We start from the raw sequence: 22,798 nt of genomic DNA on the forward strand, positions 1-22,798 counted from the left end.
TGCGCCTTTTCGACTCTATCATCCGGCAATCACGGAAATCTCTTCGACGATCGACATGTAGTCCTCCTTTCGAAAATGGAAGGGCTGCGGACCCCACTTGTGATTCCTGTCGATCCGAAGCTCACGGCTCTCCCTCATCACTGACGACGCTGTCAATGATCGTGCCTCTTTACGATACCGGAGGTAGTCACTATTGGCTGAAAGAGCACGGTCGGCATACTCTTCTGCCTCAGTCGGTTTGATGTTGCGCATGCTCTGCCATGCATCGGCGAGGCCGCGGCCTCGCGAAAGTTCCCTACCTGCCTCGCGTGAACCTCTCTGGAGTCGACGCCATTGCCGCCCTGCCTTGGCGAATCCGTCGTTCTGCGGGTGCTGGGCTCCGTCGACAGCTCCAGCCCATTCGATATCGAGGAGGATCGTCTTCTCCCATAGACCTGCGCCTTTGAGCTCCTGGATGAGCATCGCGAAGCCCGTATTCCACCAAGCGAAGTGCTCATCGGTGCCGAACTCGATCAACCGAGCCCCATTGCGACGTGCCGCCCGAGCTGCGCCACAGGACTCCACCTCAATCGAGTTGGTCATGGTCGTGCCGTCGGGGAACTTCCAGAATCCTCGTCTTTCATCGACCAGATCGATAAGGACGACGTCCAGATTGTCTGCATTCTTGACGATTCTCTCAATACCGCTCCCTTTGAGGTCGCTGGTGACCATTCGCTTCTGGAAAGCGGAGGTCAGATCGCTGAGATCGATTCCAGCTGTCCCGTGCGGAGACTCCAAGCTTGTCACCGAGTGCCTGGCCACGTATGCGACGACCTCAGCTTCGGGCATGAATTCTGCTGTATCACGGCTCACACAGGAGCCGAATATTGCAATTCTCATCGGTTCGAATCCTGGTGAACGACATGAGAATCATCTTCCTGCCGCAAGCGCTGCCGCTCCTCGTAGCGTTCATCCGCGATCTGGCGCGCGCGAGAGGCCAGTCTGCGGCCGGTGAAGTCACCGGCCGCAGCAACCGACGAGGCACGGTCACTCGGGTTCGCGGCCCTCAGAACGACTCGTTTCTTACTGGGGTTCAGTCGCAACGGCGGGGCATCGGTGATTCGCGGTGCACTCACTGCCTGAGATGCAGGTTTGGGCAACGCTGGGAACTTGGCTTTCGGGATCTCACCGTCAAAGGATTTCGGCCAGACCTGTTCTTCGGCGGCAGCCAACATCGGTGCCGGAGTCTCTTCGACTTCTTCGACCGTGTCCTGTCGCTTCACATGGCGTGCCGAAGTGACCTTCTTGGACGGGCGTGCTGCATGACGTGGGATAGGGTTCTTGATGAGCTCGGGCTCGAGGATGTTGATCTCCTCTTTGACCGCGTTGCCCACGACATCGGCGAGTAGCTTGTCAGCGATGTCTTCCTTGCCTTTTGCGACGTTCCACGCCCACCACCGGTATTTCTCTGCAACGGCCTCGGCGGGGCCGTTCATAAGGATCTCTCCTCTGTGCATCCAGACTGCTCGGGTGCAGAGTTCCTGAATCACTTTGGCAGCGTGATTGACCAGCAGAACCGTCCCTGCTTCAGCGAGAAGCTCATCCATCGCACGTTCACTGCGTTCAGCGAATGTTGCGTCGCCGGTCGACAGTGCTTCGTCGATGAGCAGAATCTTCGGTCTCGCAGCCAGGGCGATGGCAAATCGAAGCCTGGCGCCCATGCCGGAAGAATAGGTTCCCATCGGCCGGTGAATCGCCGAGCCCAATGCCGAAAGCTCAACGACATAGTCAAACGCTTCGGCCGCTTCCTCGGGAGACAAACCCATCGCCAGACATCCGAGGCGAACGTTCTCACTTCCCGACAGCGCTGGCTGCAGCGCAGCGCTGACCCCAAGCAGAAGCGGCTGGTAACGAACGAGGATGCGGCCGCGATCCGGTTGCTCGACGCCGGCGACATTCCGCAGGAACGTCGACTTGCCAGAGCCGTTGGCTCCGACGATTCCCACCATCTCGCCTTCGCGGGCAACGAAGTTGACTCCACGCAGTGCTCGCACGGTGGTCTGGCCTTGCCGCCCGACGATTTTGTTCGTCAGGCGTCGGATTCCAGTTGCCTTGCTACCTGGATCGTTGGTGTTGACGGTGTATCGGACTTGGACGTTCTCGGCGATGATAGTGGGGTCCTGAACCTCAGAGTCGGCCATAGTTCTCCTCCCCTCTCCAGAAGAACAGGAAACCGACGATGAGCAGACCGAAGGCCCAGACTGTGCCGACGATCCACATCTTCGGATCCGAATCGACTCCGTAGAGTAGTGAATCGCGCACCAGCGTGAGATAAGCATGCATGGGGTTGTACTGCATTGCCTCCAAGAGTGCCGGGTGATTCCCCAAACGGTCTTCGATTGAGAAGAACACTCCCGAGCCGTAGAGCCAGAATCGGCTGACAATCGACATGAAGTTCGTGAGGTCCGGGATCTTGTGGCCAAGACGCGCGAGGAAGCAGGCGAGACCGACGTTGAAGATCGTCTGCAAAATTATGACGGGAATGACGAGGAAGACACGCCAGGTGATGACTTCTAGCGGAGGCACGATTGCCAGCACGATGACCATGACGAGCAACGTCGGCATGAAGTCAAGGAAATTGCGGACAACAGTGGAGATCGGGAGTGCGGCACGGGGGAATTGGAATCCCTTGATCATCGACGCGCCCGAGCGGATCGCCCCGGTTCCGCCGGTCATGCACTTGCCGGTGTACCCGAAGAAGAACACTCCGACGACGAGGAACCCGAGGAAGTTCGGAACACCTCGAGAGGTCTGCAGAATGAATCCGAAGATGAACCAGAACGCGAGCACCGAAAGCAGCGGATTGAGGAAGAGCCAGCCGTAGCCGAGAAGGTTCTTCCTCGTCGACCCGCTCATCTTGGCTCGGGACTCGGCGATGATGAAGTGCCGGCGGTTCCACAGCGCGGCGAGGTAGCTGCTCAGACTCGTCCGTCGACCGACGGGTACGAGGCCTTCGCTCGACACGGACGGGATCGAACTCAGCCCGAGGGGGTTCGTCGTCTCACTCATCGCGCATCACTCCCCACGAGTTGAGAATAGACCTGCCCATATCGTCGTCCGATTTCCTTCCACCTGCGAGTTGCAAGAACGTGTGCTCGTCCATTGTCTCCGAACCTTGCCCTCGCTGTGTCATCGGCCGCGAGCTCGGACAGCAGTTCCGCGAGTTTCAGCGGATTCTCCGGCGGTGTCGACACACCTGCACTGTCCGGCACCAATTCGCGCAGTGCCGGCAGATCGGAGATCACCACGGGTCGGGCAAGGCCCATCGCTTCGATCGGTTTGATCGGAGTGACCAAACGACAGACCGGTTCGTCCTTCCGCGGCACGACGATGGCATCGAGCGCGAGTTGGTACTCAATGGCTTGGGATTGGGAGACTCGGCCTGTGAACACTGCGTTCTCTCCCAGGACCGCGGCGCGTTCGCGCAGTTCCGGCAGGGCAACACCGTCACCGGCGATCAGCAGCCGCAGGTCCGTCCCTTGGCTGCGGGCGAGGATGACGGCGTCGACGAGGTCGTCGAGGCCCTCATAACCGACGATCGACGCCGCCGTGCCGACCCAGATTCCGTCGCCGGGCAGGCCGAGGCTTCTTCTCATATCGGCCGGAGTGCGGGTGACATCGGTGTCCACGACTGCTTCGGAGACCGAGTTCGGGATGAGTGTGATGGCATCTGCCGGAACTCCCCCGGCAATCAGGTGCTCACGCATCGTCTCACCCAAGGTGATGACCGCGTCAGCCGCTGCTGCGACTTCGATCTCCTTCGACCGCATCATGGCGAACCGCTGGCTCTCCCGACGCGCGATCCGATCTGCGGGAGTGCTGCCTGCAGCGGCCCAAGTCTCCTCGAGAACTCCGCGGACCTCATAGACCCACGGCAGTCCAACGGCTCTGGCGGCCGCCCCGGTGGCCAGACCGTTGACATAGTGCGTGGTGGTGTGAAGGAGGTCGACGTGACGTTCGAGAGCTTGGTCCGCGATCCATGCCGCCTGGTCCGCGAGACGCGAAGTAGGTGTGGCCGCAGGCCGGAGTGGCACGTCACGCAGGTAGTCGATTCCGTCGACGGATTCGACAGCGTCTTGGCTCAGCCGTCCGATCGTCACCGGATAGGAGGGACGAGTAACGGCTGCAACCTGGTACCCGGCATCTTTGAGAGTAGTGAGGATAAGGTGGCTGCGGTAGGCGTAGCCCGATCGGGTATGAGGCAATGAGTTCGTCAGCACGTGCAGGGACGAGGAAGGACCAATACCTGAACGATGTGCGGGCCGAGCAATGAGATGTGCGTCGGTGCCTGGCCACCAGCCAGGCGACATGGACTTTCGCTCAGCGGAGAGGCGTTTCCTGCGTTTACCGTCGGGGAGGACCCTGATCGCCTCGTCGATATTGCCTTGGGTCCAGAGAATGCGGGACCGCAACTGTGCGGCGGATTCGAGTGAGTCCGCAATGCGATCAGCGGCGTCGAGCATGCCGAGGTTGAGCGCAATCTCTCCGAGCAGACGTGAGGAGGCAGAAGAACTGGAGACCAGTGACTTCGCCGTCGTCTCTTCTCCGAGCAGCCAGGCAGAAGCCGCCCGACTGGCGTCGCCCGGCAGACGTCCGAGTGCGTATCCGACGAAACGCGAGGCGGGCCCCGGCAGTCGACGTGCCAACTGCATACCGAAGAACACTCGATCGTCATTGATATGACCAGCCGTCGTCACGATGACGTTCGTCAGCTCTCGGGCAAGGAAGCGCAGTTTCACGACACCACCTGCCGAAGAATGCGTTCGTAGGTATGCCCCATGGCAGCTGCCGAAGCATTCCGAATCACCCAGTCGCGCGGATTCTGTCCTGCAGGAGGATTCGTTCCGAATTTCTCACCGGCTTCGACTCGAGTTCGCATCCGCGTCATTGCCGCTGCGACTGAATCAGTGTCGCCGGGAATCGCAACTTCTCCTGCCGCGGTCTGAGTGACGATATCGGCGGCCTCACCGGCGACTACTCCGAGGATGGGAATTCCACGAGCCATCAGTGAATAGAGCTTCGACGGCACGGTGCATTCATAGGATTCGAGTGCGCTGAGGCTGACGAGCCCGGCGTCTGCCCACTCCCAATGGCCCGCGAGTTCGGCACCGGCGATCTGCGAATGGAATTCCACTGGTACCCCATATTCCGCAGCGACGGTCTTGAGTTCGGCAGTATCGACGCCGCCGCCGACGATGCGCAGTCGCACACCGTCGGTGCGAGCCAGAGCACGAATCGAGGTGCTGAGGTCCTGAGACCGCCCGACAGTGCCCACATACAGCAGATTGAGTCCACTGCGATCGGCTACCGTACCGCGGTTGGCCGTATCCCGAGGGGCACCGGTCGCGTCGGCGTCGGGGATGAGCGGAATCGCCCCCGTGGCAGTCAGCCCGGATGCACCCTCCAACTCAGCGGGTGAGACTCCGCTGCGGACCACCTCGGCGGTCACCCCGCGCTGTTCCAAGCGACGTTTGAAACCCTCCGTGGTGACGACCACGACCGCCGCACGCCGTTGAGCACGAGTGAGCAGGTCCGGCAGAAGCCGATGCTCGAGGCTCCGCGTCAGCGTCCCCGGAAGATACTTCCCGAGTGCCCCGGTGACCAAGTTCATCTCCGAGATGAGGTCCGGCCACGCATCGCGCACTTCAGCGATATGCGGCACGCGCAGCAGTCGCGACAAGGTGTCCCCTGCCAGCAGAAACGGCAGTGCCGGAGTCGTCGAGACTATGACGTCGGGACGCATTCTGCCCCGAAGCCGATCGATGACCGCCGACATCGCGCCAGTCGCCGACACCGACTGATCGAGCAGCTGCCGGGCCATCGACGACCCACTGTGCAGATAGGGCACGCGGAGGATCCGCTCACCATCGACGCCTCTGTCCCAGGTGCCGCCGAGGCGCACGTCGACTCGACGTCGCCCCCGCCCGACATTGGAGCCGAAGAATCCGTTCCGGTCGGAATACGGGTAGTGCGGGTGTGGCGCCACCGTGATGACGTCGTGTCCGGCAGCCCGCAGATGGTCGACGAGGATGCGCCACCGTCGCTGCGGTGCGCCGACCTCGGGATAGTAGTAATGGCTGAGCAGTACGATCCTCATGCGGTCACTGCCTCCGTACGGGCGCGACGATTCAACCACGTAGGCAGCAGCGCGTAGAGGGCGAGCAATCCGACCCAGAACACATGAGCCGGGTACGTCGTCGCCGTATTTCCGCTGATGAGGGTCGGAACTGCCATAATGCAGGCGAGGACACTCAATGCGGCGTGGAAGAGCGAAACGGATCCGTGTGGCCACCCAGCTTGCTGGATCCGCTGGTAGATGTGTTCGCGATGGGGCAAGAGGATATTCTCTCCCCGAAAGAGTCGCAGTACCAGAGTGAGTCCGACGTCGAAGAAGACGAAGATCATCGGTGCGATGATGACGACGATCGGGACGCCTTGGACGAACAGCCAGATCGCGAGGGCGAAGACGGCCGCGCCGATTCCGTAGCTGCCGGTGTCTCCGAGGAAAGCTTTGGCCCGCCCGAGGTTGAATGGCAGGAACCCGACAGCGGCACCGGTCAATGCCAGAGCAAGCAGTGCGATGTCGTACTCGCCCACCCAGGAACCAACGAAGGCGAACCATCCGGCGGTGACTATGGTCCACCCGGTGACATAGCCGTTGAGTCCGTCGACGAAGTTCACTGCGTTGACAGTGGTCACTCCGATAAAAGCGAATGCGATGACGTGGGCGATTCCCTGGGTTGAGAACATTGCGATGATCGCGCTGAACAGCAGAGCCAGGATGACCTGTCCGATCAGGCGCCCGGCGGGGCGCAGGGAGTCGAGGTCGTCGCTCATCCCGATGGCCGAATAGCACCAGGTCAGCACCAGGAAACCGATCGGCAGGAGGACGCCGCCGAGGCCGAAGACCCCGTCTTCGCTGACGCTCCACACGATGGCGAGAACTGTGGCCACGGTGATGCCGCAGCCGATGGCGATTCCCCCGCCGCGTACGGTCGACAGAGTATGCGAGGAGCGATGAGAGGGAACATCGACGACCCCCGCTCGACGCAGCAGCGGAAAGGCGATGAGGGCGCTGAGAGCCGTGATGACAGCAGCGACAACGAGGATCACCAGCGACTGCAGAGCCATCAGCGGCCGACTCCGGTGTCATGTGGTTCCACGTCCGGTTCGGCGATTCCTGAGGCGGTCGAGACCGGGCCGATGGCATCCGTGGCGTCATCGGTGACCGGTGTCGCTTCGGAATCGAGGAGCCTCGTCAGGTGGGCCTCCAGGGCCGAACGGTGGGTGAAGACCAGCGGGTCTCGAGATTCGGCGATCAAGGCACCGAGCTTCTCCAGATCGATCGGAGTGATCGGCACCTGCGTGATCAGCGGATGGTTGGGGCGACTGTTGGCCTCTCCCGGTGACAGAAGTGCTTCAGTGAGCTTCTCCCCGGCCGCAGCCCCGTATAGACGATCTGCGCATCGCTGCGGCCCGACAGCGCGATCACTCGTTTGGCGAGGTCAGCGATGCGGATCGGTTCGCCCATGTCGAGGACCAAGGTCTCTCCGGGGCCACCGATCGCTGCGGCCTGCAGAACGAGCTCACAGGCCTCATCAGCGGTCATGAAGTAGCGAGTGACTTCGGGGTCGGTGACTGTGACGGGATCGCCGGCGGCGACCTGAGCCACAAAGGTTTCGAGCACGGACCCCCGGGAGCCGAGCACATTGCCGAAACGCACCGACATATACCGTCGTCCGGTTACCGCGGCCACCGAGGCGATCGCCCGCTCGATGGAGAACTTCGTCCGCCCCAGAACCGAGGTCGCGCCGGCGGCCTTATCGGTGGAGATGTGGACGAAGGCATCGACGTCGTGGGCCACTGCCGCGTTGAGCAGATCGAGACTGGCTCCGACGTTCGTGCGCACCGCCTGCTCAGGGAAGCGTTCGAGGAAAGTCAGGTGCTTGAGCGCTGCGGCGTGGAAGATGATGTCCGGCTTCGCCTCGGCGACGAGGGTATCGATGAATGCCGGGTCACGCAGGTCTCCGAGGACGAGGTCATCACTGGTCAGAAGGGCTGAACCCTCAAGACCGAGCTCGGTGGCATGCAGGCCGGATTCGTCCCGGTCGGTCATGATGAGCCGGGCCGGGTCGAACCGGGCGACCTGACGGCACAGCTGTGATCCGATGGAGCCGCCGGCTCCGGTGACGAGGACGACCTTGCCGGTGATCGCCGAGGCGATGTCGTCGATATTCGTCGAGATCGGTTTGCGTCCGATGAGGTCTTCGAGGCTGACATCGCGGAAGCTTCGGTGACGCAGGCCGGCGACGTCATGAGCGTCCGGCTCGGGACGCGCCAACGCGGAGTCCGAGAGCTTCGGCATGATCTTGATCTCGACAGGCCGGGACTCGAGATTCGACGCGATGCGGGAGAGATCTTCCGGAGGCAGGTCGGAGATCGCAATGATGACTGCCCCAGCGCCGGTGCGATCGACATGGGCGGAGATGTCGGCGATCGGTCCGAGCACCCGAATTCCGTTGTAGCGCAGATGCCGCTTGGCCGGGTCGTCGTCGAGGATGCCGACAGCGACGAACTCGTTGTGCGAGTCCTGAGCGATCATATCGAGGGCGAGCATGCCCTGGTTTCCTGCGCCGACGACGATCGTGGGTCGCGACGCACCGGACATGGTGAGGCTGCGCTGCCTCAAGTTGCGACGAATCCAGTTCTCGAGGCTCTTGATCACGACCATCAGCGCTCCCGCTGTGATCGGGACGCTGGTCGGGATGAGCAGTCGGCTGGCGAAGGCGAATTCGACCACCCACATGATCCCGACGCCCAAAGCAACCGTTCCCACGATTGCCGCGAACTGATCAGTCGAGCCACGTCGGTAGCGACCGCGGTAGATCGCCAATGGCCCGCCGATGAAAAAGACGACCAGGGCGATCGCCGAACAGACGAGCATTCCCGGGCCGTTGACGAGATAGGTGTGGAAGTCATATCTCACGAGCGTCATCGCTACGACGAGGAACGCGAAGACGAGACCATCGATGAGTGACAAAGCCATGGCTCTGCCATGCCGTCGCATTGGGGTCCGTGAGGGAATGGGGTCAGACTTGCTTCCCACGGTCCTCTTTTCATTCTGGTTTCTCGTCCGGCTTCGCCAAGCCACTTGCAACTTTCCGATTGTACTATTGGCGTTAACAGGTTTCATACAGAAATGACGTTGTGAACTTTGAGCGTCGATAGCCGTCGGCTGACTTCGATTCACTTCCCCGCTTCCGCACCCTGGCTACCGCCGAGAGGACTCATGACGTGTCACCGACACCACTTCGCACACTGAGGACCGCTGTGTGGCATCTGCGCAACGGCGGAATCAGCCAAGTCGCGAAGTGGCGGCGTCGCCGCTCGTTGGTCCAGGGTGCCGCAGAAGCCTCCGCTGAGGTCGCCACGGGGAGTCTGTCGGCGGAGGTCCTCGCAGAACTGTTTCCTCCCCTGCCGATGCAGCATCGCACTCCGGTCTTCGATCAGCTGTCTGTGGGGGTCATCCTCGACGAATTCTCGACCGAGAGCTTCGGCTATGAATGGTCGCTCCGACCGCTGTCACCGACACAGTGGTCGACCGAGCTCGACGGTCTCGACTTCGTCTTCGTCGAGTCTGCCTGGAGCGGCAACGACGGTCAGTGGAAATTCAAGCTCACGAGCCCATCGGGTCCGAGCCCCGAGATCACCGAACTGCTCGGCGAGTGCCGTCGCCGAGGCATTCCAACCGTCTTCTGGAACAAGGAGGATCCCCCGCACTTCGAGGACTTTCTGCCCCTGGCACAGATGTTCGACGTCGTCTTCACCAGCGATGTCAGGCTGATCCCCGAATATCGCTCCAGACTCGGTCACGACAGAGTCGCCGCCTTGCCGTTCGCTGCACAGCCGGCGGTCCACAATCCCTCACGTCCTGCACGGAATGCCGCCGCCAGAGACATCGCCTTCGCCGGCATGTACTTCGCCCACAAATATCCGGAGCGCAGAGAGCAGATGGACCTGCTGCTCGGTGCCGCTGACGCCGTATCGCCGAGGATGCAGTACGGTCTGGAGATCTTCTCCCGGTTCCTCGGCAACGATGAGCGCTATCAGTTCCCCGGCAGCTTGGCCGGGCGTGTGGTCGGCTCGCTTCCGTACCGCAATCTGCTCACCGCCTACAAACATTTCAAGGTCTTCCTCAACGTCAACTCCGTCACCGACTCCCCGAGCATGTGCGCACGCAGGATCTTCGAGATCAGTGCCGCCGGCACCCCCGTCGTCACCACACCGAGTGCTGCGACCCGAGAGTTCTTCCCCACCACCGAGGTCCCCCAGCCTGAGACGCAGGAGGAAGCAGAGTGGACTCTGCGCGCCTATGTGCGCAGCCCCGAACTGAGAGACCGCACCGTCCACCTTGCCCAACGACGCATCTGGGCCGAGCACACCTACACGCAGCGAGCGATGACAGTGATGGAATCGCTCGGCTTGGACTATGCGCAGCCATTCCCCACGTCCGTCTCGGCTGTGGTGTCGACGAATCGACCCGACCACCTCGGCGAGGTTCTGCGCACCCATGCCGCGCAGCTGCACACGGATAGGGAACTCGTGCTGGTGACCCACGGATTCACGGCACCTGCCGATCTGCGTGCCCGCGCCGCAGAAGCAGGGATCGAGCATCTGCAGATCGTCGAGGTCGATTCTGCGCAGCCGTTGGGAGTCTGCCTCAATCGCGGAGTTCAGGCGGCCTCCGGGGCCGTCATCGCGAAGATGGACGACGACGATGTCTACGGAGCGCACTACCTGGGCGACCAGCTCGCGGCACTGCGCTATTCGAATGCCGATCTCGTCGGCAAGCAAGCGCATTACCTGCACATTCGGGGCCGTGACATCGTCATCTGCCGATTCCCCGAACGCGAGCACCGGTTCACCGACCTCGTCATGGGACCGACTCTGATGACGCATCGGACAACGCTTCTGGACAATCCGTTCGCGGAGCGCACTCTCGGTGAGGACACGGAGCTCCAACAGAGACTCATCGCTTCCGGAGCCCAGATCTACTCGGCTGACAGGTTCAACTTCGTCCAGGTCCGCGGATACCATGCACACACGTGGAGCGTCGACGACAGCCACCTATTGGCCAACGGGGACGTCCACGCATTCGGATACGCTCCGGACCACTACTGCTTCTGAGGCTCCACTCGTCGACGCTCTGCTGATCGTTAGACCGGCCCGAATCGACCGGCCTGCGGAATTCTTCGTATGCGCCAGGTGAACTGTTGGTGAAATGGGCAGTTTCGGTCTGATCCGGTCAGTAGCGTGACGGTCATGCTGTGAAGATTTCGCAGTGGGACTCCACCGCTTCCGATGGCCAGAAGTTCCATTGCGGACGTTGGACAACTGGAGCCCATTTGAAGACCACCACGACCGGAGCCGAGGACCTCGGATCCGTCCGCGAGAACGTCTCCCGTGTCATTGATGAGACTTCGTCGCTCAATGCCGAACTCGCCAAGGAACTCATCAGCGCCTACGACCGTGAGTCGAAGCTGCTGGGAGGCATCAACAAGCGCGAGAAGGAGATCGAGCGACTGAAGAACGAAGTCGCGAAACGAGATGCGAAACTCGCCTCGGTCAATGAACGGCTCGAACGGCTGCTGAGCTCCAAAGCCATGCAGGTGCAGCGCGCGTACTGGCGTCTGCGCCGTCTGCAACGCAGCACATCCCAGCAGAAGGTCGGTCAGCGATGAAGGACGCCGATATCAAGAAGCGGCAGGCCTCTCTTGACACCCGAATCAGGGAGCTGAAGGCAACCCGCGCTCGTCAGAAGTCACTCGAGGTACACACGCAGTCTGACTATTTCATCGACGGTCTGTTCGGACGGCACCCCTACATCGATCTGGCTGATTCGCGTGAGGAGTACCTCGAGCGCCATCGCTCCTTCGCCGCCCCAGTCGAAACCAAGATCTCGGCCCTCGTCGAAAAAGCTCAGCAGCTGCCGAGAACTTCGGGGCAGCATTGGGATCCTCGACGGAAGCTGCGCATCGGCATCATCGCCGACCGGTTCCTCTTCGACTCGCTCAAGGACGCGGCTCATGTGGTGCCGATCAGTCCTGAGACCTATGAGCAGGACATGGCGGACACCGACCTGCTGCTCATCACCTCTGCCTGGCGCGGCCTCGACGACGAATGGTTCAACATCGCACTGTCCGGTTCGCCGGCACGCCAGGTTCTCGAGTCGCAGGTCGTTCCATTCGCCCGTGAGAACGAGATTCCGATCGCCTTCTATTCGAAGGAGGATCCTCCGAACTACGAACAGTTCGCTCCCCTTGCGAAGTTCGCCGACCACGTGTTCACCAGCGCTGTCGAATGCGTGCCCCGATACCGCGAGTACCTCCACCACCAAGTGCCGGTGACTGTGCTGCCTTTCGCAGTTAACTTCGTCCATCACCATCCCCTCGGTAGCATGCGCCACTCCGGCCGCGAGTTCGTCTTCGCCGGATCCTGGTTCGAGCACAAGTACCCGGAGCGGAAGTCGTCTGCCCAAAGGATCTTCGACGGTCTGCTATCGGCCGGAGCTGATCTCACGATCGTCGACCGCAACCTCGAACTAGACACGGAGAAGTTCGCGAAGGCTGAACGCTATCTCTTCCCTGAGCGGTACCTGCCGCATCTGCACAGGCCGATCGATCACGAGACCCTGCTCGACCTGCAGCGTCTCCTTCCTGTGGGCATCAACCTCAACTCGGTCGTGAACTCCCAATCGATGTATGCCAACCGGATCATCGAGCTGCAGGCCATGGGCACGTTCATCGTCTCGAACTACAACGCGGGAGTGAACTCCCTCTATCCGCAGGTGTGTATGCCCGACTCCTCTCTCGACATGAAGCAGACGTACCGTGCTCTGACACAGAGAAGCATCCGGCAGGCACAGGTGGCGGGAATCCGCGCCGCTTTCACCGCCAACACCGCATTCGACCGCATCGACACGATCGCCGAGGAGATGGGGCTGGATTCCGGTTCACCCGATCACACGGTCTACATCACCGGACTGGCCGAATCCGACTTCGAAGACTTCCGCCGGATACAGTCTTATGCGGGTCCGATGGCGGCTCTTCCAAACGGCTCAGACCGTGTCGCCGGAGCCGACGGCGACGTCGTCATCAACCTGACCGGGCATTCCGATTTCGGTCATCACCTCGTTCAGGACGCGGTTAACGCCTTCCGCTTCACCGACGTCGATGAGGTTCGGATCCTGCCCATCGATACCGCTGAGCCTCTCTACGAATTCGTCGGTCCGGTCGACTCCGACCAACAGATCACTGCTACGTGGTGCCCCGTCGGCAGCCACCTCGGTGACGGTGTCGGGCCCGAGCGGACAACGCTGGCGATCGCCTCGGATCTCGTCCTCGAGCGAGCCGAGACGATCGACGTCACGGTCGAGCCCGAGATCAGCGTCATCGTGCCCGTGTACAACAACGGCCCTCACCTGAAGTTCAAGTGCTTCGAGTCCCTGCGCCGGTCCTCGATCTTCGACCGCTGCGAAATCCTCCTCGTCGACGACGGATCCACGGACATCGAAACACCTGCGATCCTCGACGAACTCGACCGTGCCTACCCGAACGTTCGAGTCCACCGGTTCCCGGCCGGTGGTTCAGGAAGCGCCTCACGTCCACGCAACAAGGGGCTCGAACTCACCCGCGCCCCGTACGTGACCTACCTTGATCCGGACAACGAGCAGACGAACGACGGTTTTGCGCTGCTGCTCGAGATGGTCGAAGAGCACGGATACGACTTCGCCATCGGCAATATGATGCGGTTCAAGCACAACCGGATCATGATCAAGAACGCGGGCATCCTGCGACCGGTCGTCGGCGACGACGGCGTGCTCGAAGACAATGCGCTCTCGCGTGTGAACTTCCAACCGATGAGCATCCAGGCACTCGTGGCTGACACGCAGTGGTTGAAGGGGCTCGGCATCTACCAGCCGATCGGCGCTGTCGGACAGGACTCGTACTTCTTCCAGCAGATGCTCTTCCACGCCAATCGGATCGGGCTGACGCCCACACCGATCCACACCTATTACGCGGCGGTGACGAACTCGACGGTCAACGCAATCAATCCCCATTTCTACGAGAAGTACCTCCCTTTGGAGGAGGACCGGTCTGCGTGGCTGCGCGAGGTCGGGCTGCTCGAGGACTACAACGCGAAGCGGCTCGAACAGTTCGTCAAGGGATGGTTCGTCCAAAAGCTCGCCTTCGCCGCCGAGGAGGACAAGGACGAGTGCATGAACCTCATCCGTCGTCTCACTCACTTCTACGGCAAGACAACGTGGAAGGACTCAGAACTCGCCGAGCTCCACTCTGTGCCGCATGTCTGAGGCTTCGATGACCGAAGAGCCTCCGTTCGACCAGTTGGGCACACTGCTGCCCGGAGACTGCATCGTACGGCGGCCCGGCACCTTCCAACGATTCGACTTCCACGTCGGTACGGTCACCGTGCCGGCTCTGCTGTGGTGCCGGCCGGAACAGACAGGTCGACTGCTCATCGCCTTCAATGGGGCCGTCCGGCGCACACCGGAGAAGGATCCGCAGGAGATCTTCCAACGCCGGACATGGGTCGACGACATCGAAGCGGATATTCTCTTCCTCTCGGACCCGACCCTGCGTTCCGACAATCGGATCAGCATCGGTTGGGGACAAGGAACGCAGGGCCGCTATGCCAACCCCGCAATGGCACAGACCGCCCGCTTCACAGCAGAGTGCCTCGACATTCCCGCGGGCGCGCGGCTCTACTTCGGCACCAGCGCAGGAGGCTTCCAAGCCCTTCAAGCCGCCGCCCGAGACGAGGGCAGCCGTGCGCTGGTGAACAATCCGCAGATCGACTGGACGAAATACATGCCGACCTTCGTCGACACCATCGCTGGGTACTCCTACGAGGACCAACCGACCGAGGACATCGCCATCGATCACCCTGACAGGACCTCGGTCGCTCACGCGTTCGCCGCATTCGGTCATATTCCGCGCACACGTTGTCTCATCAACGCAGCCAGCAAGAATGACTCACTTGCCCAGCTGCCCGCCCTCGTCGCCGCTCTGCCGGCGCAGTCAGGCGAGCGCTCATGCTTCGATGTGTCGCTCTATTCCGACGTCCGGGGCGGGCACAACCCTCTGCCGAGGCCCGCCACCACCACGGCGATCAACAGCATCCTCAGGAAGCCATCAATGAGTGACACCATCGAGACCGACGCCACGTTCCCCGCCCTTTCTCCGGACCCTGAATCGATCGTCGCGGGAGTATCGGCCGCTGCCCGGGCCCTGGCGACCATGCCGACGACATCGGGATGGCCGCGCGCCGGATCTGCGTCGAGCTCAAGGACCTCACGACCTCGGCGACGGTCCGCCGAATTCTCTTCCATATCGCCGTTGCTGAGGGCTCGTCGTTGCGGTCACGCTTCGTCGCCGACCATCTCTCCACTCACGGTCACCCCCGTTTGGCACGTCTGTTGACCGACCATGCCATTGCCTCCGGAGCGAAACCCTGGCAGCGACGACGGCTGGAGCCCTGCTGAATGAACTGCCCCACCAGGACTCCGGTGCGGGTGTCCGGGAGACATTCGACCTGACAGTCACTGCCGAAGGCGGTGTCTCACTCGCCGGTACTGGAGGCTCTTCGCCGATCGAGTTCGGTGGCGGCACCGAGACTCCATGGTTCCAGACGCTCATTCGACGACTCGACGACCGCCCAGACGGCATCCACCATGATGTTGTCCGCATCCGCACCCAGTCAACCGTGCGGGCGCAGGATGCGCTGGATTCTGTGCTCGAACGCCTGGCGATCCTGCCCGTCGTGTCTGCCGTCGTCACCGAATCCACGGATGCGGCACTGTCGATATCCGAGCGGCTCGGAAGGCCACTGCTCGAACGGTCGCGAACACTTCTGCTCGCTCCGAACCGATCCGGTGAGAACGTGATCGTGTCGGTGCGCGGCTCCGAGCTGCTGGATGCAGGCCCGACCGCTGATCTCGTACTCCCGGAGCCGAAGACGTCACAGCCCTGGCCGCTGCGCTCGGGCTGGAAGCCATCATCGGCTCACCGGCAGTGAGCAAGCATGTGCGAGTCGTCGTTGATGCCTTCCGCGTGGAGTCGTTCCGGCTGCTGCCGTTGTCCTCGACGTACCGCGCTTTCACCAAGCTGCTGCGTTTTCGCGGAACCCGGGCCGAGACTGCTGCGGTGAGGAACGTCCTCACCGCCACCTCTTGGCATCAGGCTTTTACGACGAAACCTTGGGCCTTGCCACAATCGCGCTGCCATCAGAGCGCGGAAGGTCTTCAAGGCACGTCTCATCCGAGCTCTCTACGGAACCGGCCGCTTCAGCGAGATCGCCCTCGTCGCCGACCCTGCTGCCGCATCCGCCGCGGACAGGCCCATCATCCGGGAGGCGGCTGCGGCGTCTGAGATGTTGGACGAGCTGGCGGAAGCAGCCGATAGTTCGACGATTTCGTTCTCCCCGGTCGCAGGCAAGATACTCACCGTTCTTCATGCGAGTGCACCCGTCAGAGCGGCGGATATGCAGTTCGTGCCCACAACGTCCTCAAGACCATCGTTGCCAACGGCTATGAGCTCACCGCACTGACCCGGCCTGGTTTCCCCGAAGCTGCGAATCATTTGGAACCGGGGGCGACTGCCGAGGTGCTGCATGACGGAATCCGGTACCTGCGTCTGGGCAGCAATGCTGCACGCTTCGACGGGGAGTTCGCCTATATGCGTGAATCCGTTGATCACTATGCCGAGGTGATCCGCCGCGAGCGTCGGCGGCCCGGCCTCGCGGCGCGCTCCGGCACGTCTGCGGACTGGTGTCGACAGGCCGGTATGTGTCGGAGCGAGCACGCAGTGGACCGCCGAGGGGCGCTCGCGGCGGATCACCTCGGCATAGTGATCAACGGATTCACGCATATAGGCGAACTCCCCGTCGAAGCGTGCAGCATTGCTGCCCAGACGCAGGTACGGATTCCGTCATGCAGCACCTCGGCAGTCGCCCCCGGTTCCAAATGATTCGCAGCTTCGGGGAAACCAGGCCGGGTCAGTGCGGTGAGCTCATAGCCGTTGGCAACGATGGTCTTGAGGACGTTGTGGGCACGAACTGCATATCCGCCGCTCTGATCGGGTGCACTCGCATGAAGAAACGGTGAGTATCTTGCCTGCGACCGGGGAGAACGAAATCGTCGAACTATCGGCTGCTTCCGCCAGCTCGTCCAACATCTCAGACGCCGCAGCCGCCTCCCGGATGATGGGCCTGTCCGCGGCGGATGCGGCAGCAGGGTCGGCGACGAGGGCGATCTCGCTGAAGCGGCCGGTTCCGTAGAGAGCTCGGATGAGACGTGCCTTGAAGACCTTCCCGCGCTCTGATGCAGCGCGATTGTGGCAAGGCCCAAGGTTTCGTCGTAAAAGCCTGATGCCAAGAGGTGGCCGGTGAGGACGTTCCTCACCGCAGCAGTCTCGGCCCGGGTTTCCGCGAAAACGCAGCAGCTTGGTGAAAGCGCGGTACGTCGAGGACAACGGCAGCAGCCGGAACGACTCCACGCGGAAGGCATCAACGACGACTCGCACATGCTTGCTCACTGCCGGTGAGCCGATGATGGCTTCCAGCCCGAGCGCAGCGGCCAGGGCTGTGACGTCTTCGGCTCCGGGAGTACGAGATCAGCGGTCGGGCCTGCATCCAGCAGCTCGGAGCCGCGCACCGACACGATCACGTTCTCACCGGATCGGTTCGGAGCGAGCAGAAGTGTTCGCGACCGTTCGAGCAGTGGCCTTCCGAGCCGCTCGGATATCGACAGTGCCGCATCCGTGGATTCGGTGACGACGGCAGACACGACGGGCAGGATCGCCAGGCGTTCGAGCACAGAATCCAGCGCATCCTGCGCCCGCACGGTTGACTGGGTGCGGATGCGGACAACATCATGGTGGATGCCGTCTGGGCGGTCGTCGAGTCGTCGAATGAGCGTCTGGAACCATGGAGTCTCGGTGCCGCCACCGAACTCGATCGGCGAAGAGCCTCCAGTACCGGCGAGTGAGACACCGCCTTCGGCAGTGACTGTCAGGTCGAATGTCTCCCGGACACCCGCACCGGAGTCCTGGTGGGGCAGTTCATTCAGCAGGGGCTCCAGCCGTCGTCGCTGCCAGGGTTTCGCTCCGGAGGCAATGGCATGGTCGGTCAACAGACGTGCCAAACGGGGGTGACCGTGAGTGGAGAGATGGTCGGCGACGAAGCGTGACCGCAACGACGAGCCCTCAGCAACGGCGATATGGAAGAGAATTCGGCGGACCGTCGCCGAGGTCGTGAGGTCCTTGAGCTCGACGCAGATCCGGCGCGCGGCCATCCCGATGTCGTCGGCATGGTCGGCCAGGGCCCGGGCAGCGGCCGATACTCCCGCGACGATCGATTCAGGGTCCGGAGAAAGGGCGGGGAACGTGGCGTCGGTCTCGATGGTGTCACTCATTGATGGCTTCCCTGAGGATGCTGTTGATCGCCGTGGTGGTGGCGGGCCTCGGCAGAGGGTTGTGCCCGCCCCGGACGTCGGAATAGAGCGACACATCGAAGCATGAGCGCTCGCCTGACTGCGCCGGCAGAGCGGCGACGAGGCGGGCAGCTGGGCAAGTGAGTCATTCTTGCTGGCTGCGTTGATGAGACAACGTGTGCGCGGAATATGACCGAATGCGGCGAACGCGTGAGCGACCGAGGTCCTGTCAGGGTGATCGATGGCGATGTCCTCGGTCGGTTGGTCCTCGTAGGAGTACCCAGCGATGGTGTCGACGAAGGTCGGCATGTATTTCGTCCAGTCGATCTGCGGATTGTTTCACCAGCGCACGGCTGCCCTCGTCTCGGGCGGCGGCTTGAAGGGCTTGGAAGCCTCCTGCGCTGGTGCCGAAGTAGAGCCGCGCGCCCGCGGGAATGTCGAGGCACTCTGCTGTGAAGCGGGCGGTCTGTGCCATTGCGGGGTTGGCATAGCGGCCCTGCGTTCCTTGTCCCCAACCGATGCTGATCCGATTGTCGGAACGCAGGGTCGGGTCCGAGAGGAAGAGAATATCCGCTTCGATGTCGTCGACCCATGTCCGGCGTTGGAAGATCTCCTGCGGATCCTTCTCCGGTGTGCGCCGGACGGCCCCATTGAAGGCGATGAGCAGTCGACCTGTCTGTTCCGGCCGGCACCACAGCAGAGCCGGCACGGTGACCGTACCGACGTGGAAGTCGAATCGTTGGAAGGTGCCGGGCCGCCGTACGATGCAGTCTCCGGGCAGCAGTGTGCCCAACTGGTCGAACGGAGGCTCTTCGGTCATCGAAGCCTCAGACATGCGGCACAGAGTGGAGCTCGGCGAGTTCTGAGTCCTTCCACGTTGTCTTGCCGTAGAAGTGAGTGAGACGACGGATGAGGTTCATGCACTCGTCCTTGTCCTCCTCGGCGGCGAAGGCGAGCTTTTGGACGAACCATCCCTTGACGAACTGTTCGAGCCGCTTCGCGTTGTAGTCCTCGAGCAGCCCGACCTCGCGCAGCCACGCAGACCGGTCCTCCTCCAAAGGGAGGTACTTCTCGTAGAAATGGGGATTGATTGCGTTGACCGTCGAGTTCGTCACCGCCGCGTAATAGGTGTGGATCGGTGTGGGCGTCAGCCCGATCCGATTGGCGTGGAAGAGCATCTGCTGGAAGAAGTACGAGTCCTGTCCGACAGCGCCGATCGGCTGGTAGATGCCGAGCCCCTTCAACCACTGCGTGTCAGCCACGAGTGCCTGGATGCTCATCGGTTGGAAGTTCACACGCGAGAGCGCATTGTCTTCGAGCACGCCGTCGTCGCCGACGACCGGTCGCAGGATGCCCGCGTTCTTGATCATGATCCGGTTGTGCTTGAACCGCATCATATTGCGATGGCGAAGTCGTATCCGTGCTCTTCGACCATCTCGAGCAGCAGCGCAAAACCGTCGTTCGTCTGCTCGTTGTCCGGATCAAGGTAGGTCACGTACGGGCGCGGGTGAGTTCGAGCCCTTGTTGCGTGGACGTGAGGCGCTTCCTGAACCACCGGCCGGGAACCGGTGGACTCGAACGTTCGGGTAGGCACGGTCGAGTTCGTCGAGGATCGCAGGTGTTTCGATGTCCGTGGATCCGTCGTCGACGAGGAGGATTTCGCAGCGGTCGAAGATCGAGGACCGGCGCAGGGACTCGAAGCACTTGAACTTCAGGTGAGGGCCGTTGTTGTACACGGGCACGATGACGCTGATCTCGGGCTCGACCGTGACGTCGATCGTCTCGGCTCGCTCGAGGACGAGATCCGAGGCGATCGCCAGCGTTGTCCGCTCGGGCCCGACACCGTCACCGAGGTGGCTGCCGACGGGGCACCACGTAGCAGTGATCTGTTGGTCGGAGTCGACCGGACCGACGAATTCGTAGAGAGGCTCAGCGGTATCGATGGGCAGGATCCGAACCTCATCGACGTCGGTGAAGCGGAAGGCGTTAACCGCGTCCTGAACGAGGTGATGACCGAAATCGGAATGCCCGGTCAGGTTGATGACGACGTCGCCGTCGGCTCCGGCGACACGGTCTGAGCCGTTTGGAAGAGCCGCCATCGGACCCGCATAAGACTGTATCCGGCGGAAGTCTTCGAAGTCGGATTCGGCCAGTCCGGTGATGTAGACCGTGTGATCGGGTGAACCGGAATCCAGCCCCATCTCCTCGGCGATCGTGTCGATGCGGTCGAATGCGGTGTTGGCGGTGAAAGCGGCGCGGATTCCCGCCACCTGTGCCTGCCGGATGCTTCTCTGTGTCAGAGCACGGTACGTCTGCTTCATGTCGAGAGAGGAGTCGGGCATACACACCTGCGGATAGAGGGAGTTCACTCCCGCGTTGTAGTTCGAGACGATGAACGTGCCCATGGCCTGCAGCTCGATGATCCGGTTGGCATACATCGATTGGGAGTTCACGACCGAGTTGAGGTTGATGCCCACAGGAAGGAGACGCTGCAGGTCGAGCAGGGTCTCGTGATCGATCGGCCTGTGCAGATGCGGCAGGTACCGCTCAGGGAAGAGATAGCGTTCAGCCTTCGCGAACTTCTCCGTGTCTAGTTCGAGGTTGCGGTCGACGATCGTGAGATCAGCTCCGGCCGATAGCAGACCGTCGAAGATCCTTTGGGCAGACGACTTCCGCTCCGGGTACTTGTGCTCGAACCAGGATCCGGCGAAGACGAACTCGCGGCCGGAGTGGCGCATGCTACCGAGGGGATGGTGATGGACGAAGTTAACTGCGAAAGGCAGCACAGTCACCGGCACTTGGTGGTGGAGGTACTCGCGGTATCGGGGCACGCATTCGACAGCGCTGGTGAACACGTGGTCGGCGAACTTCGCAAGGGGAGCGAACTGTTCGTAGTTCGGAGGATCCTCCTTCGAATAGAAGGCGATCGGAATCTCGTTCTCACGGGCGAATGGAACGACCTGCGACTCGAGAACCTGGCGTGCCGGCGAACCGGACAGTGCGATGTTGAACCATTCGTCGTCGAGGCCGCGCCAGGCAGAGGTGATGAGCAGCAGGTCGGTGTCCGCCATGTCCTGCTCATAGGTCTCAGGACTGATCGGCACCACATGAGCCGCGTCCTTGAGCGAGTCGAAGAGGAACCGGTCGGCGATGATGCCGATGCGCAGCTTCCGTCGAGGATCCCAATGCTGCCCCGAAGTTCTCGGCAGCTGCTGAGCTTTTTCGACGAGGGCCGAGATCTTGGTTTCGACTGGGGCGGCGAAGGAGCGATGGCGCTCGAGGTACTCCTCACGCGAATCAGCCAGATCGATGTAGGGGTGCCGTCCGAACAGACCGTCGATGAAATAGTCAGACTGCGTGTGTACCTCGAGTGACTTCTGACGAGCGCGGGTTGCCTTCAGCTCCCTGATTCGGGTGTCAAGAGAGGCCTGCCGCTTCTTGATATCGGCGTCCTTCATCGCTGACCGACCTTCTGCTGGGATGTGCTGCGTTGCAGACGGCGCAGACGCCAGTACGCGCGCTGCACCTGCATGGCTTTGGAGCTCAGCAGCCGTTCGAGCCGTTCATTGACCGAGGCGAGTTTCGCATCTCGTTTCGCGACTTCGTTCTCAGTCGCTCGATCTCCTTCTCGCGCTTGTTGATGCCTCCCAGCAGCTTCGACTCACGGTCGTAGGCGCTGATGAGTTCCTTGGCGAGTTCGGCATTGAGCGACGAAGTCTCATCAATGACACGGGAGACGTTCTCGCGGACGGATCCGAGGTCCTCGGCTCCGGTCGTGGTGGTCTTCAAATGGGCTCCAGTTGTCCAACGTCCGCAATGGAACTTCTGGCCATCGGAAGCGGTGGAGTCCCACTGCGAAATCTTCACAGCATGACCGTCACGCTACTGACCGGATCAGACCGAAACTGCCCATTTCACCAACAGTTCACCTGGCGCATACGAAGAATTCCGCAGGCCGGTCGATTCGGGCCGGTCTAACGATCAGCAGAGCGTCGACGAGTGGAGCCTCAGAAGCAGTAGTGGTCCGGAGCGTATCCGAATGCGTGGACGTCCCCGTTGGCCAATAGGTGGCTGTCGTCGACGCTCCACGTGTGTGCATGGTATCCGCGGACCTGGACGAAGTTGAACCTGTCAGCCGAGTAGATCTGGGCTCCGGAAGCGATGAGTCTCTGTTGGAGCTCCGTGTCCTCACCGAGAGTGCGCTCCGCGAACGGATTGTCCAGAAGCGTTGTCCGATGCGTCATCAGAGTC

The 22,798-nt window shown here is 61.8% G+C and carries 21 protein-coding genes and 1 pseudogene; 7 read left to right on the forward strand and 15 right to left on the reverse strand.

Annotation, left to right across the window (positions count from 1 at the left end):
• Positions 1-18: 18 nt before the first annotated feature.
• Genes BLU88_RS17920 through BLU88_RS17955 form a run of 8 tightly spaced genes read right to left on the reverse strand, consistent with a single transcriptional unit; the run spans position 19 to position 9,085 of the window.
• Positions 19-879, reverse strand: a complete 861-nt coding sequence (locus BLU88_RS17920; protein WP_092016917.1) for a DUF6270 domain-containing protein — start codon at positions 877-879, stop codon at positions 19-21.
• Positions 876-2,180, reverse strand: coding sequence for an ABC transporter ATP-binding protein (locus tag BLU88_RS17925; protein ID WP_092016920.1), 1,305 nt, complete (start codon positions 2,178-2,180; stop codon positions 876-878). The genes BLU88_RS17920 and BLU88_RS17925 overlap by 4 nt, the downstream gene beginning before the upstream one ends.
• A complete protein-coding gene (locus BLU88_RS17930) occupies positions 2,167-3,048 on the reverse strand; it encodes an ABC transporter permease (RefSeq protein WP_092016922.1) in 882 nt (293 codons plus the stop codon). The genes BLU88_RS17925 and BLU88_RS17930 overlap by 14 nt, the downstream gene beginning before the upstream one ends.
• On the reverse strand, positions 3,045-4,778 hold the full coding sequence (locus BLU88_RS17935; protein WP_092016924.1) for a glycosyltransferase family 4 protein: 1,734 nt from the start codon (positions 4,776-4,778) through the stop codon (positions 3,045-3,047). The genes BLU88_RS17930 and BLU88_RS17935 overlap by 4 nt, the downstream gene beginning before the upstream one ends.
• Entirely contained in the window at positions 4,775-6,136 is a 1,362-nt protein-coding gene (locus tag BLU88_RS17940; protein WP_092016927.1) for a glycosyltransferase family 4 protein, read from the reverse strand. Before BLU88_RS17940 ends, BLU88_RS17935 begins: the two co-directional genes overlap by 4 nt.
• The gene (locus tag BLU88_RS17945; RefSeq protein WP_092016929.1) at positions 6,133-7,170 is read right to left on the reverse strand and encodes an MraY family glycosyltransferase; all 1,038 of its coding nucleotides are present in this window, start codon (positions 7,168-7,170) and stop codon (positions 6,133-6,135) included. The genes BLU88_RS17940 and BLU88_RS17945 overlap by 4 nt, the downstream gene beginning before the upstream one ends.
• On the reverse strand, positions 7,170-7,400 hold the full coding sequence (locus tag BLU88_RS17950) for a hypothetical protein (protein ID WP_092016931.1): 231 nt from the start codon (positions 7,398-7,400) through the stop codon (positions 7,170-7,172). Before BLU88_RS17950 ends, BLU88_RS17945 begins: the two co-directional genes overlap by 1 nt.
• Positions 7,401-7,408: 8 nt before the next feature.
• On the reverse strand, positions 7,409-9,085 hold the full coding sequence (locus BLU88_RS17955) for a polysaccharide biosynthesis protein (protein WP_167356923.1): 1,677 nt from the start codon (positions 9,083-9,085) through the stop codon (positions 7,409-7,411).
• Between the two features lie 248 nt (positions 9,086-9,333).
• Here BLU88_RS17955 and BLU88_RS17960 point away from each other — a divergent pair, with 248 nt between their 5' ends.
• From BLU88_RS17960 to BLU88_RS17980, 5 genes are all read left to right on the forward strand, one after another.
• Positions 9,334-11,226, forward strand: coding sequence for a glycosyltransferase family protein (locus tag BLU88_RS17960; RefSeq protein ID WP_231939498.1), 1,893 nt, complete (start codon positions 9,334-9,336; stop codon positions 11,224-11,226).
• Positions 11,227-11,444: 218 nt separating this feature from the next.
• Positions 11,445-11,780, forward strand: a complete 336-nt coding sequence (locus BLU88_RS17965; RefSeq protein ID WP_092008941.1) for a hypothetical protein — start codon at positions 11,445-11,447, stop codon at positions 11,778-11,780.
• Positions 11,777-14,410, forward strand: coding sequence for a glycosyltransferase (locus BLU88_RS17970; protein WP_092008942.1), 2,634 nt, complete (start codon positions 11,777-11,779; stop codon positions 14,408-14,410). The genes BLU88_RS17965 and BLU88_RS17970 overlap by 4 nt, the downstream gene beginning before the upstream one ends.
• Positions 14,403-15,539 (forward strand): hypothetical protein, encoded by a 1,137-nt coding sequence (locus BLU88_RS17975; protein ID WP_092016935.1) that lies wholly within the window; start codon positions 14,403-14,405, stop codon positions 15,537-15,539. Before BLU88_RS17970 ends, BLU88_RS17975 begins: the two co-directional genes overlap by 8 nt.
• A gap of 283 nt (positions 15,540-15,822) precedes the next feature.
• Positions 15,823-16,134 carry a hypothetical protein gene (locus BLU88_RS17980; RefSeq protein WP_092016938.1) on the forward strand — a complete coding sequence of 104 codons (312 nt, stop codon included), beginning with the start codon at positions 15,823-15,825 and terminating at the stop codon, positions 16,132-16,134.
• 251 nt (positions 16,135-16,385) lie between these two features.
• Here BLU88_RS17980 and BLU88_RS18230 read toward each other — a convergent pair whose 3' ends face one another.
• Positions 16,386-16,562 carry a hypothetical protein gene (locus tag BLU88_RS18230; protein ID WP_157689214.1) on the reverse strand — a complete coding sequence of 59 codons (177 nt, stop codon included), beginning with the start codon at positions 16,560-16,562 and terminating at the stop codon, positions 16,386-16,388.
• 159 nt (positions 16,563-16,721) lie between these two features.
• On the opposite strand from BLU88_RS18230, the gene BLU88_RS18880 reads away from it, so the two are divergent.
• Complete coding sequence (locus tag BLU88_RS18880) at positions 16,722-17,084, forward strand: hypothetical protein (protein WP_157689216.1); 363 nt, start codon at positions 16,722-16,724, stop codon at positions 17,082-17,084.
• A gap of 133 nt (positions 17,085-17,217) precedes the next feature.
• On the forward strand, positions 17,218-17,394 hold the full coding sequence (locus BLU88_RS18240; RefSeq protein WP_157689214.1) for a hypothetical protein: 177 nt from the start codon (positions 17,218-17,220) through the stop codon (positions 17,392-17,394).
• 253 nt (positions 17,395-17,647) lie between these two features.
• Here the strand turns inward: BLU88_RS18240 and BLU88_RS17990 are convergent, their stop codons facing one another.
• The 6 genes and pseudogenes from BLU88_RS17990 to BLU88_RS18320 all read right to left on the reverse strand — a co-directional run.
• On the reverse strand, positions 17,648-18,529 hold the full coding sequence (locus tag BLU88_RS17990; protein WP_092016942.1) for a hypothetical protein: 882 nt from the start codon (positions 18,527-18,529) through the stop codon (positions 17,648-17,650).
• A 247-nt stretch (positions 18,530-18,776) separates the two neighbouring features.
• On the reverse strand, positions 18,777-19,382 hold the full coding sequence (locus tag BLU88_RS17995; protein WP_092016944.1) for a hypothetical protein: 606 nt from the start codon (positions 19,380-19,382) through the stop codon (positions 18,777-18,779).
• Complete coding sequence (locus BLU88_RS18000) at positions 19,375-19,917, reverse strand: suppressor of defective silencing 3 (RefSeq protein WP_157689217.1); 543 nt, start codon at positions 19,915-19,917, stop codon at positions 19,375-19,377. The genes BLU88_RS17995 and BLU88_RS18000 overlap by 8 nt, the downstream gene beginning before the upstream one ends.
• Before the next feature lie 111 nt (positions 19,918-20,028).
• Positions 20,029-22,005, reverse strand: coding sequence for a glycosyltransferase (locus BLU88_RS18005; protein ID WP_092016948.1), 1,977 nt, complete (start codon positions 22,003-22,005; stop codon positions 20,029-20,031).
• A gap of 85 nt (positions 22,006-22,090) precedes the next feature.
• Positions 22,091-22,336, reverse strand: coding sequence for a hypothetical protein (locus tag BLU88_RS18010; RefSeq protein ID WP_092016950.1), 246 nt, complete (start codon positions 22,334-22,336; stop codon positions 22,091-22,093).
• 218 nt (positions 22,337-22,554) lie between these two features.
• Positions 22,555-22,798, reverse strand: a pseudogene (locus BLU88_RS18320) (glycosyltransferase); the annotation flags it as partial.

It is taken from the genome of Brevibacterium siliguriense (assembly GCF_900105315.1).
Lineage (GTDB): Bacteria > Actinomycetota > Actinomycetes > Actinomycetales > Brevibacteriaceae > Brevibacterium > Brevibacterium siliguriense.